Origin of the sequence: Streptomyces sp. NPDC007808 (genome assembly GCF_042868655.1) — a bacterium.
Classification (GTDB): domain Bacteria; phylum Actinomycetota; class Actinomycetes; order Streptomycetales; family Streptomycetaceae; genus Streptomyces.
In genome coordinates this window covers 85,123-102,357 of record NZ_JBIAEQ010000012.1, presented here as the reverse complement: position 1 = coordinate 102,357, position 17,235 = coordinate 85,123, and the positions used below count along the sequence as shown (strand labels likewise).

The 17,235-nt window shown below is 69.7% G+C and carries 11 protein-coding genes; 5 read left to right on the top strand and 6 right to left on the bottom strand.

Annotated elements, in window-relative coordinates; translation table 11 throughout:
* Positions 1 to 64: 64 nt before the first annotated feature.
* Together ACFYNL_RS37135 and ACFYNL_RS37130 are read right to left on the bottom strand one after the other, a co-directional pair.
* Entirely contained in the window at positions 65 to 397 is a 333-nt protein-coding gene (locus ACFYNL_RS37135) for a hypothetical protein (protein WP_388811924.1), read from the bottom strand.
* A gap of 79 nt (positions 398 to 476) precedes the next feature.
* The gene (locus ACFYNL_RS37130; RefSeq protein WP_388811922.1) at positions 477 to 1,439 is read right to left on the bottom strand and encodes a heme o synthase; all 963 of its coding nucleotides are present in this window, start codon (positions 1,437 to 1,439) and stop codon (positions 477 to 479) included.
* A gap of 353 nt (positions 1,440 to 1,792) precedes the next feature.
* Here ACFYNL_RS37130 and tkt point away from each other — a divergent pair, with 353 nt between their 5' ends.
* Genes tkt through pgl form a run of 5 tightly spaced genes read left to right on the top strand, consistent with a single transcriptional unit; the run spans position 1,793 to position 8,512 of the window.
* Complete coding sequence (tkt, locus tag ACFYNL_RS37125) at positions 1,793 to 3,895, top strand: transketolase (RefSeq protein WP_388811920.1); 2,103 nt, start codon at positions 1,793 to 1,795, stop codon at positions 3,893 to 3,895.
* Between the two features lie 34 nt (positions 3,896 to 3,929).
* The gene (tal, locus tag ACFYNL_RS37120) at positions 3,930 to 5,048 is read left to right on the top strand and encodes a transaldolase (RefSeq protein WP_388811917.1); all 1,119 of its coding nucleotides are present in this window, start codon (positions 3,930 to 3,932) and stop codon (positions 5,046 to 5,048) included.
* 4 nt (positions 5,049 to 5,052) lie between these two features.
* Complete coding sequence (gene zwf, locus ACFYNL_RS37115) at positions 5,053 to 6,591, top strand: glucose-6-phosphate dehydrogenase (RefSeq protein ID WP_388811914.1); 1,539 nt, start codon at positions 5,053 to 5,055, stop codon at positions 6,589 to 6,591.
* Entirely contained in the window at positions 6,588 to 7,733 is a 1,146-nt protein-coding gene (gene opcA, locus ACFYNL_RS37110) for a glucose-6-phosphate dehydrogenase assembly protein OpcA (RefSeq protein WP_388811912.1), read from the top strand. Before zwf ends, opcA begins: the two co-directional genes overlap by 4 nt.
* Positions 7,730 to 8,512, top strand: coding sequence for a 6-phosphogluconolactonase (gene pgl / locus ACFYNL_RS37105; RefSeq protein ID WP_388811910.1), 783 nt, complete (start codon positions 7,730 to 7,732; stop codon positions 8,510 to 8,512). Before opcA ends, pgl begins: the two co-directional genes overlap by 4 nt.
* Positions 8,513 to 8,578: 66 nt before the next feature.
* On the opposite strand, the gene ACFYNL_RS37100 is transcribed toward pgl, so the two are convergent.
* From ACFYNL_RS37100 to ACFYNL_RS37085, 4 genes are all read right to left on the bottom strand, one after another.
* Complete coding sequence (locus ACFYNL_RS37100; RefSeq protein ID WP_388811907.1) at positions 8,579 to 13,462, bottom strand: DUF3320 domain-containing protein; 4,884 nt, start codon at positions 13,460 to 13,462, stop codon at positions 8,579 to 8,581.
* Between the two features lie 164 nt (positions 13,463 to 13,626).
* On the bottom strand, positions 13,627 to 14,466 hold the full coding sequence (locus ACFYNL_RS37095; protein ID WP_388812353.1) for a carbohydrate ABC transporter permease: 840 nt from the start codon (positions 14,464 to 14,466) through the stop codon (positions 13,627 to 13,629).
* 8 nt (positions 14,467 to 14,474) lie between these two features.
* The gene (locus ACFYNL_RS37090) at positions 14,475 to 15,839 is read right to left on the bottom strand and encodes an ABC transporter permease subunit (RefSeq protein ID WP_388811905.1); all 1,365 of its coding nucleotides are present in this window, start codon (positions 15,837 to 15,839) and stop codon (positions 14,475 to 14,477) included.
* A 6-nt stretch (positions 15,840 to 15,845) separates the two neighbouring features.
* Positions 15,846 to 17,183, bottom strand: a complete 1,338-nt coding sequence (locus ACFYNL_RS37085) for an ABC transporter substrate-binding protein (RefSeq protein WP_388812350.1) — start codon at positions 17,181 to 17,183, stop codon at positions 15,846 to 15,848.
* Between the last annotated feature and the right edge of the window lie 52 nt (positions 17,184 to 17,235).

Here is a 17,235-nt window from a genome sequence, read left to right as displayed (position 1 = left end):
CCTAACGGGTGAACCGGGCTTCAGGTGTTGGTGTCACACACCCCGTGCGAAAAAACGACCGGTATCAGCCGTTGCTGGGTCCGCCGACCTGGATGCCCGCCATGCGGCTCCACTCGTACGGACCGGTTTTCACCTTCGCCGCGAACTCGCCGTCGAACGCCTCGTGGGCCGTGACCCCGGCCTTCGCGACGGCCTTCTCGGCGATCTCGTACGACGGTGCGACGAGGTCGCCCCAGCCGCCGTCCTCGCCCACGAGCACGATGCGGGCGCCGCGCTGCCCGATGTACGCGACCTGGGCCTCGGCTCCGCCGTGGGACTTGGCGAAGGTGTCGATCTGCTTGGCCAGCTTGGCCACCCTGCGCTCGGCCCGAGCGTCAACCTGCTGCGTGTCTGCCATGGCAGCGATGCTACTCACCAGTAGATCGCCTGGCGAGAGCAGGGCTCTGTGACCTACGTCAGTGCGGGGACGATGTGGCCTACGTCAGTGCGGGGACGAACGGGTCGACCGCCACGGCCACGAAGAGCAGCGAGACGTAGGTGATCGACCAGTGGAACAGGCGCATCTCCTTCAGCTTCGCGCCCGTCACCTCCGCCTTCGCCCGGTTCTGCAGGGCGTGTGCCTCCCACAGCCACCAGCCGCCCGCCGCCAGGGCGACGGCGGTGTAGAACCAGCCCGTGTAGCCGAGGGGGGTGAGCAGCAGGGAGACGGCGACCATCACCCAGCTGTAGATCACGATCTGCTTGGCGACCACTTTGTTGGAGGCGATGACCGGCAGCATCGGGACGCCCACGCGCGCGTAGTCGTCCTTCACCTTCATGGAGAGCGGCCAGTAGTGCGGCGGCGTCCAGAAGAAGATGACCATGAAGAGGATCAGCGGCGCCCAGGTGAGGGAGTTCGTCACGGCCGTCCAGCCGATCAGTACCGGCATGCAGCCCGCGATGCCGCCCCACACGATGTTCTGCGCGGTGCGGCGCTTGAGGATCATCGTGTAGACGACGACATAGAAGAGGAGCGCTCCGAGGGCGAGCCAGGCACTCAGCCAGTTGACGGTCAGCCCGAACAGCAGGGTGGACACGACCGCCAGCGTGATGCCGAAGGCCAGGCACTCGCGCGGGCTGACCATCCCGGTGACCAGCGGGCGCTGCGAGGTGCGGTCCATGAGCGCGTCGATGTCACGGTCGATGTACATGTTCAGCGCGTTGGCGCCGCCTGCCGACAGGTAGCCGCCGACGCAGGTCAGCAGGACCAGCGTCAGGTCGGGCACTCCCTGCTCGGCCAGGAACATCACCGGAACGGTGGTGATGAGCAGCAGCTCGATGATCCGCGGCTTGGTCAGCGCCACGAACGCCTTGACCCGGGCCCCGATCGGCCGCCGGCTCGGGCTCTGGCTCGTCCCGATAATCCCCGCTGGACGGGATTCAACGGCCGTCACGCACACCCCTGACAGAGACTCCCAGCGAGCCCTCCCCTGTGAAGTCCCGGTAAAGGCTCGCGCGTACCACGCCACTGTAGACGTTGCCCAGACCCGGACATTCGCGGGGGTCGGGTCGTGTTGAGGAGGGCCCTCGTCGGAGTCCCGCACGACTCGGTTGAGCACTCGGACGAGCGGCTGCGTATTCAGTTGCCGAATGCGCCTCCCGCCCAGTCGGGAGGCGGACACCGGAGACTCCCGGCAGTCTGGAATGACTCGAAAAGACGCACGTACTTACGGGGGTAGGCTCGACCACGGCCGGGCGCCCGATGCACCGGCATTCGACATGCGTGACATGTGGAGAGGAGCCCTGACCCAGGGTGAGCACCAAGCCGACCACCACAGACCTCGAGTGGACCGAGTTGGACCAGCGGGCCGTCGACACCGCCCGTGTCCTGGCCGCCGATGCCGTACAGAAGGTCGGCAACGGCCATCCGGGTACGGCGATGAGCCTGGCACCTGCCGCCTACACCCTCTTCCAGAAGGTGATGCGGCACGACCCGGCGGACGCCGACTGGGTCGGGCGCGACCGGTTCGTGCTGTCCGCCGGCCACTCGTCCCTGACCCTGTACACCCAGCTGTACCTGGCCGGCTTCGGCCTGGAGCTGGACGACCTGAAGTCGTTCCGCACCTGGGGTTCGAAGACTCCCGGTCACCCCGAGTACGGCCACACCACGGGCGTGGAGACGACGACCGGCCCGCTGGGACAGGGTGTCGCCAACGCCGTGGGCATGGCGATGGCCGCGCGCTACGAGCGTGGCCTGTTCGACCCGGAGGCCCCGGAGGGCACCTCGCCCTTCGACCACTTCGTGTACGTGATCGCCGGTGACGGCTGTCTGCAGGAGGGCATCTCCGCCGAGGCGTCCTCGCTGGCCGGCCACCAGAAGCTGGGCAACCTGGTCCTGCTGTGGGACGACAACCACATCTCGATCGAGGGCGACACCGAGACGGCCGTCTCCGAGGACGTCTGCAAGCGCTACGAGGCGTACGGCTGGCATGTGCAGCGCGTCGAGCCGCAGGCCAACGGCGACCTCGACCCGGCCGCCATCTACGACGCCGTGCAGAAGGCGAAGGCGGTCACCGACAAGCCGTCCTTCATCGCGATGCGCTCGATCATCGCCTGGCCCGCCCCCAACGCGCAGAACACCGAGGCCGCCCACGGCTCCGCGCTCGGTGACGAGGAGGTCGCGGCCACCAAGCGCGTCCTCGGCTTCGACCCGGAGCAGACCTTCGAGGTCGCCGACGAGGTCATCGCCCACACCCGGGGCGCCCTGGAGCGCGGGCAGGCCGCCCGCGCCGTGTGGGAGAAGGCGTTCCAGCAGTGGCGGGACAACAACCCCGAGCGCGCCGCCGAGTACGACCGGATCAGCAAGGGCGAGCTGCCCACCGGCTGGGAGGAGAAGGTCCCGGTCTTCGAGCCCGGCAAGGCGGTGGCGACGCGTGCCGCCTCCGGCAAGGTGCTCCAGGCCCTCGGCGCCGTCATCCCGGAGCTGTGGGGCGGCTCTGCCGACCTGGCCGGCTCCAACAACACCACGATCGACAAGACGTCGTCGTTCCTCCCGGCGGACAACCCGCTGCCGGAGACGGACCCGTACGGCCGCACGATCCACTTCGGCATCCGCGAGCACGCCATGGCCGCGGAGATGAACGGCATCGCGCTGCACGGCAACACCCGTATCTACGGCGGCACCTTCCTCGTCTTCTCCGACTACATGCGCAACGCCGTGCGCCTGTCGGCGCTGATGCACCTTCCGGTGACGTACGTGTGGACGCACGACTCCATCGGACTCGGTGAGGACGGCCCCACCCACCAGCCGATCGAGCACCTCGCGTCCCTGCGCGCCATCCCGGGTCTGAACATCGTCCGTCCGGCGGACGCCAACGAGACGGCGATCGCCTGGCGCGAGATCCTCGGGCGCTACACCAAGGAGTTCGGCAAGGGGCAGCCGCACGGCCTCGCGCTGACGCGTCAGGGTGTGCCGACGTACGAGGCCAACGAGGACGCCGCGCGCGGCGGTTACGTGATGTTCGAGGCCGAAGGGCCCTCCGGGCAGAGCACTGCGCCGCAGGTCGTCCTCATCGCGACCGGTTCCGAGGTGCACGTGGCCGTCGAGGCGCGCGAGCAGCTCCAGGCCGACGGGGTGCCGACGCGGGTCGTGTCCATGCCGTCCGTGGAGTGGTTCGAGGAGCAGGACCAGGGGTACCGGGACAGCGTCCTGCCGCCGTCCGTCAAGGCGCGTGTCGCGGTGGAGGCCGGTATCGGGCTGACCTGGCACAAGTACGTCGGGGAAGCGGGCCGCATCGTTTCCCTGGAGCACTTCGGTGCTTCGGCCGACGGCAAGGTCCTCTTCCGGGAGTACGGCTTCACCGCCGAGAACGTGGCCACCGCCGCCCGGGAATCCCTCGCGGCGGCCCAGCGCTGACGCTGATACACGAGACGTAGGAGTTTGATTTTCCATGACAGACGCACTGAAGCGCCTCTCCGAGGAAGGCGTCGCGATCTGGCTGGACGACCTGTCGCGCCAGCGCATCACGTCCGGCAACCTCGCCGAGCTGATCGACCAGCAGCACGTCGTCGGTGTCACCACCAACCCGACGATCTTCCAGAAGGCGATCAGCAGCGGTGACGGCTACGACCAGCAGGTCGCCGACCTCGCCGCCCGCAAGGTCACCGTCGAAGAGGCGATCCGCATGATCACGACGGCGGACGTCCGGGACGCCGCCGACATCCTGCGCCCGGTCTTCGACGCCACCGACGGCCAGGACGGCCGGGTCTCCATCGAGGTCGACCCGCGGCTCGCGCACAACACCCGCGCGACGGTCGCCGAGGCCAAGCAGCTGGCCTGGCTCGTGGACCGGCCCAACACCCTGATCAAGATCCCGGCCACCAAGGCGGGCCTCCCGGCGATCACCGAGGTCATCGGCCTCGGTATCAGCGTCAACGTCACGCTGATCTTCTCCCTGGAGCGCTACCGCGAGGTCATGGACGCCTACCTGGCGGGCCTGGAGAAGGCCAAGGAACGCGGCCTGGACCTGTCGCTGATCCGCTCGGTGGCGTCCTTCTTCGTGTCCCGGGTGGACACCGAGATCGACAAGCGCCTCGACGCGCTGGGCACCGACGAGGCCAAGGCCGCCCGCGGCAAGGCGGGTGTGGCCAATGCGCGCCTCGCCTACCAGGCGTACGAGGAGGTCTTCTCCTCCGACCGCTGGTCGAGGCTGGAGAACGCGGGCGCCCGCAAGCAGCGTCCGCTGTGGGCCTCCACCGGCGTGAAGGACCCGGCCTACAAGCCGACCCTGTACGTCGACGACCTGGTCGCGCCGAACACGGTCAACACGATGCCGGAGGCCACCCTCGTGGCCACCGAGGAGCAGGGCGAGATCACCGGCAACACCGTCGCCGGCACCTACGAGCAGGCCCGCGCCGACCTGGACGCCGTGGAGAAGCTCGGCATCTCCTACGACGAGGTCGTCCAGCTGCTGGAGGACGAGGGCGTCGACAAGTTCGAGGCGTCCTGGAACGACCTGCTCAAGTCGACCGAGGCGGAGCTCCAGCGCCTCGCCCCCTCGGAGGGCTGATCCCTTGTCACCCTTCACCGTCACGGAAGCGAATCCGCTTCGTGACGCCGCCGACCGACGGCTCCCGCGCATCGCGGGGCCGTCGGGCCTGGTGATTTTCGGCGTTACGGGCGATTTGTCACGTAAGAAGCTGATGCCCGCCGTTTATGACCTCGCCAACCGGGGTCTGCTGCCGCCGGGATTCTCGCTCGTCGGGTTCGCCCGCCGCGAGTGGGCCCACGAGGACTTCGCTCAGGAGGTCCACGACGCGGTCAAGGAGCACGCCCGGACCCCCTTCCGCGAGGAGGTCTGGCAGCAGCTCATCCAGGGCATGCGCTTCGTGCAGGGCACGTTCGACGACGACGACGCCTTCGAGCGGCTGCGGGCCACCATCGAGGAACTGGACAAGGCACAGGGCACGGGCGGCAACTTCGCCTTCTACCTCTCGGTGCCGCCGCGCTCCTTCCCGGTGGTCATCCAGCAGCTGAAGAAGCACGGCCTCGCCGACCAGACGTCCGGCTCCTGGCGCCGCGCGGTCATCGAGAAGCCCTTCGGCCACGACCTGAAGTCCGCCGAGCGGCTGAACAAGGTCGTCCACGAGGTCTTCGCCCCCGACCAGGTCTTCCGCATCGACCACTACCTGGGCAAGGAGACCGTCCAGAACATCCTGGCGCTGCGCTTCGCCAACACGATGTTCGAGCCGATCTGGAACCGGTCCTTCGTGGACCACGTGCAGATCACCATGGCCGAGGACATCGGCATCGGCGGCCGCGCCGGCTACTACGACGGCATCGGCGCCGCCCGTGACGTCATCCAGAACCACCTCCTGCAGCTGATGGCCCTGACGGCCATGGAGGAGCCCGCCTCCTTCGACGCGGACGCGCTGGCCGCGGAGAAGACCAAGGTGCTCGGCGCCGTACGGCTGCCGAAGGACCTGGGCCGGGACACGGTGTTCGCGCAGTACGCGGCCGGCTGGCAGGGCGGCGCGAAGGCGGTCGGGTACCTCCAGGAGGAGGGCATCGACCCCAAGTCGAAGACCGACACGTACGCCGCGGTCAAGCTGGAGATAGACAACCGCCGCTGGGCGGGCGTCCCCTTCTATCTGCGCACCGGCAAACGGCTGGGGCGGCGGGTGACGGAGATCGCCGTGGTGTTCCAGCGGGCGCCGCACTCCCCCTTCGACACGACGGCCACCGAGGAACTCGGCCAGAACGCGATCGTGATCCGCGTCCAGCCCGACGAAGGCGTGACGGTCCGCTTCGGTTCGAAGGTGCCGGGCACGTCGATGGAGATCCGGGACGTCTCGATGGACTTCGCCTACGGCGAGTCCTTCACGGAGACCAGCCCGGAGGCGTACGAGCGCCTCATCCTGGACGTCCTGCTCGGCGACGCCAACCTCTTCCCGCGCACCGAGGAGGTCGAGCTGTCCTGGAAGATCCTCGACCCGATCGAGGAGTTCTGGGACAAGCACGGCGCGCCGGCCCAGTACCCGGCCGGTACCTGGGGTCCGGTCGAGGCGGACGACATGCTGGAGCGAGACGGACGGAGCTGGCGCCGGCCATGAAGATAGACCTCACGGACACCACCGCCAGCAAGATCAACAAGGCGTTGGTGCAGGGCCGCCGAGCCATCGGCACACCGGCCGTGGGCATGGTGCTCACGCTGGTCATCGTGACCGACGAGGAGAACGCCTACGACGCCCTGAAGGCCGCGAACGACGCCTCCCGCGAGCACCCCTCGCGCACCCTGGTCGTCATCAAACGGGTCTCGCGCTCACCGCGCGACCGTACCCAGTCCCGACTGGACGCCGAGGTGCGGGTGGGCGCGGACGCGGGCACCGGTGAGACGGTGGTGCTGCGACTGTACGGCGAGGTGGCCGAGCACGCCCAGTCCGTCGTCCTGCCGCTGCTGCTGCCGGACGCGCCGGTGGTCGTCTGGTGGCCGGTGAACGCGCCGCTCGACCCGGCGAACGACCCGCTGGGCTCACTGGCCCAGCGCCGGGTGACGGACACCTACGCCGCCGAGCAGCCGGTGCGGGAACTGTCCGCCCGTGCCGAGACCTACACGCCCGGCGACACGGACCTGTCGTGGACCCGGATCACGCCCTGGCGCTCGATGCTCGCGGCGGCTCTCGACCAGGTGGTCTGCGAGGTGCGGGCCGTCGAGGTGGAGGGCGAGGAGTTCAACCCGAGCTGTGAGCTGCTGGCGATGTGGCTCGCCGACCGGCTGGACGTGCCCGTGAAGCGGTCGCTGTCGTCGGGCCCCGGTCTGACCGCTGTCCGCATGGACACCGACTGCGGCCCGATAGCCCTGGACCGGGCGGACGGCTCCCTGGCGACCCTCTCCATCCAGGGCCAGCCGGACCGTGCGGTGGCGCTGAAGCGGCGGGAGACCGCCGAGCTGATCGCGGAGGAGCTGCGGCGACTCGACCCGGACGACACCTACGCCTCGGCGCTGCGGTTCGGGGTGGGGCGGCTGGCCTCCGGATCGGTTCCCGCGGTGCGGGGCGCCGAGGCGGCCGTGGCCGAGGCCGCGCCGGCCGAGGCGTCGGCGCAGGCCGAGCAGGCGGGGCCCCGGGAGCCCGGGGACGAGGGGGGATCGCCGGCCAAAGGAGAGGCCGTCGAGACTCCCGTCGAAGCCGCTGCGAAAGCACCCGCGAAACAAGCGGCGGCACCGGAACCGGTGAAGAAGGCGGCGGCGAAGTGAGCACTCCGCAGCTGGTCGTGCACCACGACAAGGAGCTGATGGCGCAGGCCGCGGCGGCCCGGCTGATCACGAAGATCGTGGACGCCCAGGCCTCCCGGGGCTCGGCGTCCGTGGTCCTCACGGGTGGCCGCAACGGCAACGGTCTGCTGGCCGCGCTGGCGGCCGCCCCCGCCCGGGACGCCATCGACTGGGCCCGCCTCGACCTGTGGTGGGGCGACGAGCGCTTCCTCCCCGAGGGCGACCCCGAGCGCAATGTCACGCAGGCCCGCGAGGCCCTGCTGGACGCGGTGCCGCTGGATCCGAAGCGCGTGCACGCCATGCCCGCGTCGGACGGCCCGTTCGGCTCGGACGTGGACGCGGCGGCCGCCTCGTACGCGGAGGAACTGGCGCGGGCGGCGGGTCCGGAGAACCACGGCGCGGTGCCGACGTTCGACGTCCTGATGCTCGGCGTGGGCCCCGACACCCACGTGGCGTCCCTCTTCCCGGAACTCCCGGCCGTGCGGGAGACGGAACGCACGGTCGTAGGGGTGCACGGCGCCCCCAAGCCCCCGCCGACCCGCGTGACCCTCACCCTCCCGGCGATCCGGGCGGCGCGGGAGGTCTGGCTCCTGGCAGCAGGCGAGGACAAGGCGCGGGCCGCGGCGATCGCCCTGTCGGGAGCGGGTGAGATCCAGGCCCCGGCGGCCGGAGCGTACGGCCGTTCCCGGACCCTGTGGCTCCTGGACGCGGCGGCGGCCTCGCAGTTGCCGCGGTCGCTGTATCCGCCGGCGTCGCCCTGACCCAGCGAGTGGAGTCGGGGGCGGCGGGGGAGCTTCCTCGGACCCGTCGCCCCCGCCCGCTCCTTCTCAGCGCACCACGCTGACCAGCTCCGACCCGCCCTCAAGCCTGCCCTGCCTGCGCAGTTCCTCGATGTCCGCCACGAGGCAGTCACGGATGTCCTTGCCCATGCGGCGCCATCCGAAGAAATCGCACGCCTGCTTGATCAGCTCGTCCTCCGACATGCCGGGGCACTCGTCGGCCAGCTCGTACAGCGCCACGTGTCGCTCGGTCGGGGCGATGTGCATGACCTTGCGCACCGCCTCACCATCGGCGGGATGCCGGGCCTTCAGCGCACCGTCGCGCTGCGCGTCGAAGAAGGCGCCGTTCGAGGAGACAAGTCCGGAGCGGACCATGGCACGGGCCACCTCCCGGACGTTTTCCCGGATGCGGTTTCCGGCCCGGCCGACGCCCCAGGCCTCACGCGCGCGCTGCACCAACAGATCCTCGTGGATGGGTCCTTCGGCCTCTACGACCTGCGCCAGCAGCTTGCGCAACGCGGGCCGGGCCTCCGGTGTGTGCAGTTCATGGCGCGGACTGACCATGACCGCGGCGATCCGGTACGGGGCGCTCCACTCCCGTTCCGTACCGGCGTCGACCGGCACACGCTCATACTCCACCTCCGTCTGTGCCGGTACCCGCGGTGTCGCCCTGGACCGCGCTCCCGCATGGTCCGGGGTCGCCGCCGTCTCGGCCCACTCCCCGGCAGCGGAGGACGGCGGCGCCGCCTGCGCCACGACCAGCTGTCCCTGGGCAACGGCGCGTTCGACCGCCTCCCGCAGTCGTAGCTCCGCAGCGGCCCGCCCGCGATACCAGTCCGTGCCCCAGATTCGGTGAAGACGCCAGCCGAGCCCGTTGAGGACCTGCTCGCGCAGCCGGTCCCGGTCGCGGGCGGCCTTGGACGAGTGGTACATGGCGCCGTCGCATTCGATGCCCAGGGCGTACGCGCCGGGTAGCTGGGGGTGGCGCACCCCGATGTCGATGCGGTAGCCGGCGACGCCGACCTGCGGCTGCACGTGGTAGCCCCAGCCTCGCAGGACAGCCAGGACGGACTCCTCGAACGGGCTGTCCGGCTCGGCGTAGGACTGCACGACATCCTGGGCCAGGACGGAGGGGCCGTTCTCGGCGTACTCGAGATAGCGCTTGAGGTGCTGCACGCTCTCATTGGGGCTGTCGGGCAGGCTCGTGCCACGGAAGGAGGCCACGACCTCCATGCGATAGCGGGCGCGTGTCACCGCCACGTTGAGGCGACGCCACCCGCCGCCCTTGTTGATGGGGCCGAAGTTGAGCCCCACCTTGCCGTGTTCGTCGGGTCCGTAGCCGACGGACATGATCATCACGTCACGCTCGTCGCCCTGCACCGATTCCAGGTTCTTGACGAAGAACCCGTCGAGGCGGTCCTCGGTGAAGCAGTGGTCGAGGTCGGGACGCGCCAGCCTCGCCTGCTGCACGGCCTGGTCGATCGCCGAGGCCTGAGCCTGCGAGAGTGCGACGACTCCGAGGGTCCTTCCGGGGCGGGTGTCGAAGTGGTGGATGACGCGCCGGGCCACGAAGTCCGCCTCGGCACGGTTGTCGCGGCGCCCTCCCCGGTCGTAGACGCCGTCAGTCTTGAGGAAGGCGACGCCCACGTCGTTGCCCTCGTCGAGGGCTCCGGGGAAGGTCACCATCGAGTTGTCGTAGAACTCGCGGTTGCTGAAGGTGATCAGGTCTTCGTGACGGCTGCGGTAGTGCCAGCGCAGCGGCAGATCCCGCATGGCGCCGGCCTTGCAGGCGTGCAACAGAGACTCGAAGGAGTCCGGGACGCCCTCCACGTACTCGTCGGAATCGTCATCGACCGCGGAGTCGAAGAACGAGGTCGGTGGCAGTTGCTTGTCATCACCGGCGACGACGAGTGTGCGTCCCCGGTAGATGCAGTTGACGGCATCACCGGGACGGACCTGGGAGGCCTCGTCGAAGACGACCACATCGAAGTGGAAGTCGGGAGGCAGGAACTGGCTCACCGTCAGCGGGCTCATCATGAAGCACGGCTTGATCGACTGGACCACCTCGCGGGTCCGGCCGAGCAGTTCACGCACAGGCATGTGGCGGGTCTTCTTCTCCGCCTCGCGGATGATCACGGCGCCGGCACCGCCGTTGACCCGGCGCGGCCGTCGCTTGTTGCACGCCTCGATCACCGCACCGCCCGCCGCCGCGATCAGTCGGCGGTCGGCCTCCTGGAACTCGGCCACGCGCGCGTCGAGGTCCTCGGAGCGCGCGGTGCGCAGGCGCTTGTCCGTGGCGAGGATGCCGTCAGCCCAGGCACGCAGCAGCGCCTGCTCGACGACGTCCGACAAGCGACGCGGGTCGATGCCCCGCTCCGCCGCGCTAGCGACGAGGGAGTGCGCTCCGTGCCGGGCGAGTACGGCGAGGCCGTCGACGTAGGCGTGCCACACCTCGGGGCCCTGCGGGTCGGCGAGCAGGATGTCGATCACCTGCCGAGCCTGGTCCAAGGGGCCCAGCAGGGACGGTGAGAGCTGCGGGCGGCGGGCCGTGTCGAAGAGGTCGAGCAGGGCGGTCACGGAGCGGGTCCAGCGCTCGGCGCGGCCCATGGCGATCGCGCACCAGGTACTGAGGGAGCCCCGGACGTTCTCGGCGAGCAGGGCCGGGAAGTGGTCGGTGTCGGCGTCGTCGGCGAGGCGGTCCACGAGTTGTTCGCGTCGTTCGGCGCCGCGGCTCAGCTCGGCGATGCGGTCGGCCCTCGACAGGGCTCGGTCCAGCTCCGCGAGCGCCTCCTGAGTGCGCGGGGTGTAGCGGCCGAGGAGGGCAGCGTGCCGGTCGGCCAGGCCGGCCACTTCTGCGGCGGCATTGTGCCAGATCAGTGCCTGCTCCAGGCGGCCCACCAGTGACTTGTGCCAGGTGCCGTCGTGCGTGAGCGCGGCCACGGCCCCGCGGTCGTCCTTGTACTGGGCGGAGAAGCGTGCCCTCAGTCCGCGGTGTTGCTCGGCGAAACGGCGCACCAGTTGGGGCAGTTCGACGGCCTGGAGGACCTGCTCGCCGAAGACGTCCGCGGCCGCACCGCGCGCCGCGGTTTCGGCGGCCAGTGAGCGTCGCAGCTCCTCGGCGGCTGTGTGTGCCCGCTGCAGGACGTCGGTGTCGAACCAGCCACGCGGCGGACGGTGGTCTGCCGTCGTCAGATCGGCGAGCTCGCACAGGACGAACGCGGCATCGGCGTGGTCCGCCTTCGGCAGGCCGAACAGATCGGCAAGCTGGGCGAGTTGTGCGGAGACGTCTTCCGGCAGTGCCCCGGCCGCCGGGGCCGCATCGTCAGGGAGGCCCGCTCGCAGGGAGCGCACCAGCTGCTGGACTTCATGTACTGAACGGGGTTCGTCCTGGGTGGCGGCGAAGGGGCGACGCCCGGCTGCCGTCAGGAGGGCGCCCAGAGCCTCGGCTGCCTCGGAGACCACCTGGTGCGCGGAGGCACCGACCAGGCCACGCCAGGGGAAGGCCTCGCCTTCGGCCGCGGGTCGCCAGGCACGGCTGACCGCCTGGGAGGCGATGGCGAGTTCTTGCAGGGCACCCGCGGTGAGGTTACGGGCGATGTCGGCGTTTTCGGCGGCCAGCGGCAGATTCGGGATGCCGGACTGCTCCAGCAGCACGAGGCGTCCGAGGACGTCGTGCAGGGTGCGCTGCAGCGGCTCCCGGGTCTGGTTCATGGCAGCGGCGTAGGCGGACAGTTCCACGCGCAGCTTGCGGGCCCGCTCCAGTTCGTGCTCGGCGGCTCCGGTGACAGGTGCCTTCGTGGTCAGCACCCGCGCGAGTTCGCCGGCGACCGCCTTCTTGCTCGTGTCACCGCTGTGCAGTGCCATGACGAAGTCGCCGAGGCCCACGCCGCGCAGCCGGTTGCGTACGACGTCGAGCGCCGCGGCCTTCTCGCTGACGAACAGGACACTGCGGCCGGCGTGCATGAGCGTGGCGATCATGTTGGTGATGGTCTGGCTCTTGCCGGTACCCGGCGGGCCGCTCATCACGAACGACCGGTTGTCGAGGGCGGCGGCGATGCACTGCCGCTGCGAGGCGTCGGCGTCGAGGACCAGGGGTGTCCTCTCGGGCAGCTGGACGTCATCGATGCGGTCCAGCTCCGGGGGCTCGAAGGCAATCAGGTCATCGGGCAGTCCGGCGTCCGGGCCGAGGCCGACGGCCCGGACCAGTGGGTGGTCGAGGATCTGCTCCTCGTTCTGCTGAAGGTCCTGGTACATCGCCTCCCGGTGCGAGGCGAACAGACCGAGCACCACCCGCTCGTCCACCGACCAGGCCTTCAGTCCGGCCGCGACCGAGCGGGCGGCGGAAACCACCGCGGACAGGTCGCCGACGTCGGTGGCGGTCACCGGAGTCCAGTCGATGCCGAGCCGCTCCATTTTCACTGCGAGTGCCGGGTTGTGGATGCGGTCCTGCTCGTCGGCCAGGTGGAGGCGATACCGACGGTGACTGTCCCGGCGCAGTTCGACCGGGACCAGGACGAGGGGCGCGGAGCTGCTCTCGTGGGCATCGGCCTCGCGCCAGTCGAGCATGCCGACGCCGAGCCACAGCACCCACAGGCCGTAGTCGTTGTACATCTGGCCGGCCTTTTGGCGGAGCTGATAGAGCGAGGCGTCCAGCGACGCTTGGGTGGCCTTCTGGGTAACCAGCCCGGGACGGGCACGTCGGTCGACGTACCCGTCCCCTTCATCCGCCTGCTCGATGCCGGTGCCCTCCGTCAGGATCGGCGCGAAGTCCCAGCCCCTGGCGAGCTCCGAGAGGAGGACGCCGACATCGGGCGCAGTGATCTCGAGAGTGGCCGTTCTTGTGTGCCGGAAGTTCAGCAGTCGATTGCGCCCGCCCATGTCCAGCAGGGAGTTGCGCCAGCCGTCAAGGACGGCCTTCATCCGGTGGGACATGTGATGGATACCTCCTGAGCAGAACGCACAGGGGTAGCCACCCTCACAGGCCCCCCTGGAGGTATCTCCCTATCAGCTCACATGTCTTGACACACTGAAGATCGGCAACGCGGTATGTATTTGTTGTGAAGGATTGGAATGGATGGCATGGACTGACGCTCCGGTCACTTGACCGAACCCGCCATCACCCCCTGCACGAAGTGCCGCTGGAAAGCGAAGAACACCACCACCGGCACGACCAGCGACACGAACGCGCCCGGCGCCAGCACATCGATGTTGCTTCCGAACTGCCGTATCTGGGACTGGAGTTCCACGGTCAGCGGCTGTGAGGCACTGTCGGCGAAGAGCAGTGCCACCAGCATGTCGTTCCACACCCACAGGAACTGGAAGATGGCCAGGGAGGCGATCGCGGGGCGCCCCACCGGGAGCACCAGCCGTGTGAAGATCCGCCACTCGCTGCCGCCGTCCATCCGGGCCGCCTCCAGCATCTCCTTCGGCATCTCGGCGAAGTAGTTGCGCAGCAGGAACACCGCGAACGGCAGTCCGTACGCCACATGGAAGAGGACGACGCCGGGAATCGTGCCGAACAGCCCGAGCTGGCCGAAGAGTTTGGCGACCGGCAGCAGCCCGATCTGCACGGGCACCACCAACAGCGCCACCACGACCAGGAAGATCGCCTCCCGCCCGGGGAAGTCCAGCCATGCGAAGGCGTAGCCCGCGAGCGCCGCGAGGACGACCACCAGCAGGGTGGCCGGCACCGAGATCAGGACGGTGTTCCAGAAGGCCTGTGTGATGCCGGCGTTGCCCAGCAGGGCCGAGTAGTTGTCGAAGGACAGCTGGCCGGGGCTGGTGAACACCGTCCACCAGCCGCCTTTCGCGGTGTCCTCGGCGGACCGCAGCGACGACAGGAACAGTCCGGCGAGCGGTGTCATCCACACCAGTCCGACCACCACGAGGAAGGCCTGGACGAGTCCGTTGCCCAGTCCGCGCCGGACCGTGTTCATGGCCGCGTTCATCGCTGACTCCTTCGGAAACGGCGGACGTTGAAGACCATCGCCGGGATGACCAGGAGCAGCAGCAGCACACCGAGCGCGCTGCCCAGGCCCTGGTTGTTGCCGCCGCCGAACGACACCAGCCACATCTGCGTCGCGAGCACGGTCGCGTCCTCCTGCACCGGTCCGGGCGCGATGATGTACACGAGGTCGAAGACCTTCATCACGTTGATGACGAGGGTGATGAACACGACCGTGAGCACCGGGGCCAGCAGCGGCACCGTGATCCGCCGGAAGATCTGCCACTCGTTGGCCCCGTCCATCCGTGCCGCCTCCAGGGCGTCCCGGGGAAGGGTCGCCAGCCCGGCGCCGATCAGGACCATCGCGAAGCCGGTCCAGATCCACAGGTACGCCCCGATGATCGCCGGGGTGACGAGCGTGGGCCCGAGCCAGGAGATGCCCTCGTAGGGGGCGGCGAAGTTGGAGGCCGGCAGCCTGACCGTGTAGGACCCCTCGTCCAGGCCCTCGAAACGGAAGGAGCCGTCGGACGCGGTGGTCGTCGAGGCGACCGCCTTCCCGGCCCGTACCGCCTCGACCTCCATCTCCGGCAGCCCGCTCTCGCGCCGGTCGACCTTGCCCTGCTCCCCTCCCCCGCCGGGCGTGAAGTCGAGGTACACGACCCCGCGCAGCTCATCGGGCTTCGCCTTCGCCCCCGCCGCCGCGTACGCCGGCTCGGCTCCGTCGGGCACGTCGTCCGGGAGCACACCGACCAGGCCCAGCGTGACCGCCTCACCCGGGGACGCGCTCGCGTTCAGGCGGTACGAGCCGTCCGTCCCCTTCGTCAGTTGCTGCCCGTCGCGCGCCCGGGCCGTCGGGTAGGTCGACGAGCCCTGGAACACGTCGTGCACGGAGACGGCGGCGGCGTTCAGCACGCCCTTGTCCGGGTCCTCGTCGTAGGCGAGCCGGAAGATGATGCCGGCGGCGAGGAAGGACACCGCCATCGGCATGAACAGCAGCAGCTTGAACGCGGTGGCCCAGCGGACCTTCTCCACCAGCACGGCCAGGATCAGGCCGAGGCCGGTGAGCAACGCCGGGGCCACCACCACCCAGATCGTGGTGTTGCGGACGGCCTTGAGCGTCGCCGGGTCGCGGAACATCTCGGCGTAGTTCTCGCCGCCCACGAAACGGGTGCCGGAGGCGTCGAAGAGGCTGCGCCCCACGGAGAACAGCACCGGGTAGACGACCAGGGCGCCCAGCAGGAGCAGCGCGGGGAAGACGAAGAGCAGGGCGACGATCTTCCCGCGCCGCCGGGTGCGCCGGGAGCGCGCCTTGTCGGCGCCGGGGGCGGGCGCGGGGCCCGCCTCTTTCACAAGTGTGGCGGTCATGAACGGTCAGCCCTGGTCCTGGTACGCCTTGGCCGCCGCGGCCTCCAGCTTCGCCGCGGTCGCCTTCGGGTCGGACGGGTCGCGCAGGAAGTCCTGCAGGAGCTTCCACTCGCCCGCGCCCTTGGTGCCGCCGAAGGAGGCGGGGGCCTGGTCGGACATGTCGAAGCGGACCGAGTCCGAATCACCGGCCGCCACCAGGGACTTGGCGGTCGCACGGGTGACGTCGTCGCCGTAGGAGGCGGGGTCGACGTTCTTGTTGGGGGACAGGAAGCCGCCCGCCTCCGCCCACACGGCCGCGGCCTCCGGGGTCGCCAGGTACTCCAGGAGCGCCATGCCGGCCTTCTGGTTCTTGCCGTCCTTGAGGACGACGGCCGCGTCCCCGCCGCTGACCACGGGTGCATTGCCGCCGCCGACCGCCGGGAACGGGAAGAAGTTCGCGTCCTCGCCTATCGACTTGCCGAACTGGTCCTTGGCCACACCCGCGACGAAGTCGCCCTCGTAGACCATGCCCGCCTCGGGCTTCGGCCCGAACACCTTCTCCACGGAGCCCGGGAAGTCGGTGTTGAGGGCGCCCTTCTGGCCGCCGGCGATCAGCTGCTTGTCCTTGAACAGCTTGCCGAGGGTGGTGAGTGCGTCGACGACGGAGGCGTCGGTCCACTTCAGCTCGTGCGCGGCGAGGGCGTCGTACTTCTCGGGCCCGGCCTGGGAGAGGTAGACGTTCTCGAACCAGTCGGTGAGGGTCCAGCCGTCCTGCCCGGCGACCGAGAACGCGGCGAGCCCGGAGTCGGACACGGTCCGCCCGGCCTTCAGCATGGCGTCGTACGTCTTCGGCGGCTTCACGCCGGCCTGGGCGAGGGCGTCGGGGCTGTACCAGACGGTCGACTTGTGGGCGGCCTTGAAGTAGAGGCCGTAGAGGGCGCCGTCGACGCTGCCGTAGTCCTGCCAGACGGGGGCGAAGTTGGCGTCCACGGACTTCTGGACGGTCTTGGACAGCGGCTTGAGCCAGCCCTGCTTCGCGAACTGCTTGAGCACGCCGACCTGCGGGACCATCACCACGTCGGGGGCGTTGCCGCCCTCGATCTTGCTGCCGACCACGGTGGAGACGTTGTCCCCGGTGGACACGAACTGCGTCTTGGCGCCGGTCTTCTCGGTGAAGGCGTCCAGCACCTTCTGGAAGTTCTTCTGCTCGGTGCCGGACCAGACGCCGGCCACGGTGACCGTCTGACCGCTGAGCGCCTTGTCACCGCCGCCCGCGGAGACCGGTCCGCCGCCGCAGGCGGTCGCGCCGAGCGCCAGGACGAGTGCGGTGCAGCCGGTGAGCAGGGTGGTACGTCGTCGCATCATCATCGATGTCCCTTCGGGGAATGGGAGAACTGACGGTTGATCGGGCCTTGCG

What these genes read in the sequence shown, in the direction of transcription:
- ACFYNL_RS37135 (WP_388811924.1), bottom strand. Translation starts at nt 397, where the DNA reads ATGGCAGACACGCAGCAGGTTGACGCTCGGGCCGAGCGCAGGGTGGCC.
- tal (WP_388811917.1), top strand. Translation starts at nt 3,930, where the DNA reads ATGACAGACGCACTGAAGCGCCTCTCCGAGGAAGGCGTCGCGATCTGG.
- opcA (WP_388811912.1), top strand. Translation starts at nt 6,588, where the DNA reads ATGAAGATAGACCTCACGGACACCACCGCCAGCAAGATCAACAAGGCG.
- ACFYNL_RS37100 (WP_388811907.1), bottom strand. Translation starts at nt 13,462, where the DNA reads ATGTCCCACCGGATGAAGGCCGTCCTTGACGGCTGGCGCAACTCCCTG.
- ACFYNL_RS37095 (WP_388812353.1), bottom strand. Translation starts at nt 14,466, where the DNA reads ATGAACACGGTCCGGCGCGGACTGGGCAACGGACTCGTCCAGGCCTTC.
- ACFYNL_RS37090 (WP_388811905.1), bottom strand. Translation starts at nt 15,839, where the DNA reads ATGACCGCCACACTTGTGAAAGAGGCGGGCCCCGCGCCCGCCCCCGGC.
- ACFYNL_RS37085 (WP_388812350.1), bottom strand. Translation starts at nt 17,183, where the DNA reads ATGATGCGACGACGTACCACCCTGCTCACCGGCTGCACCGCACTCGTC.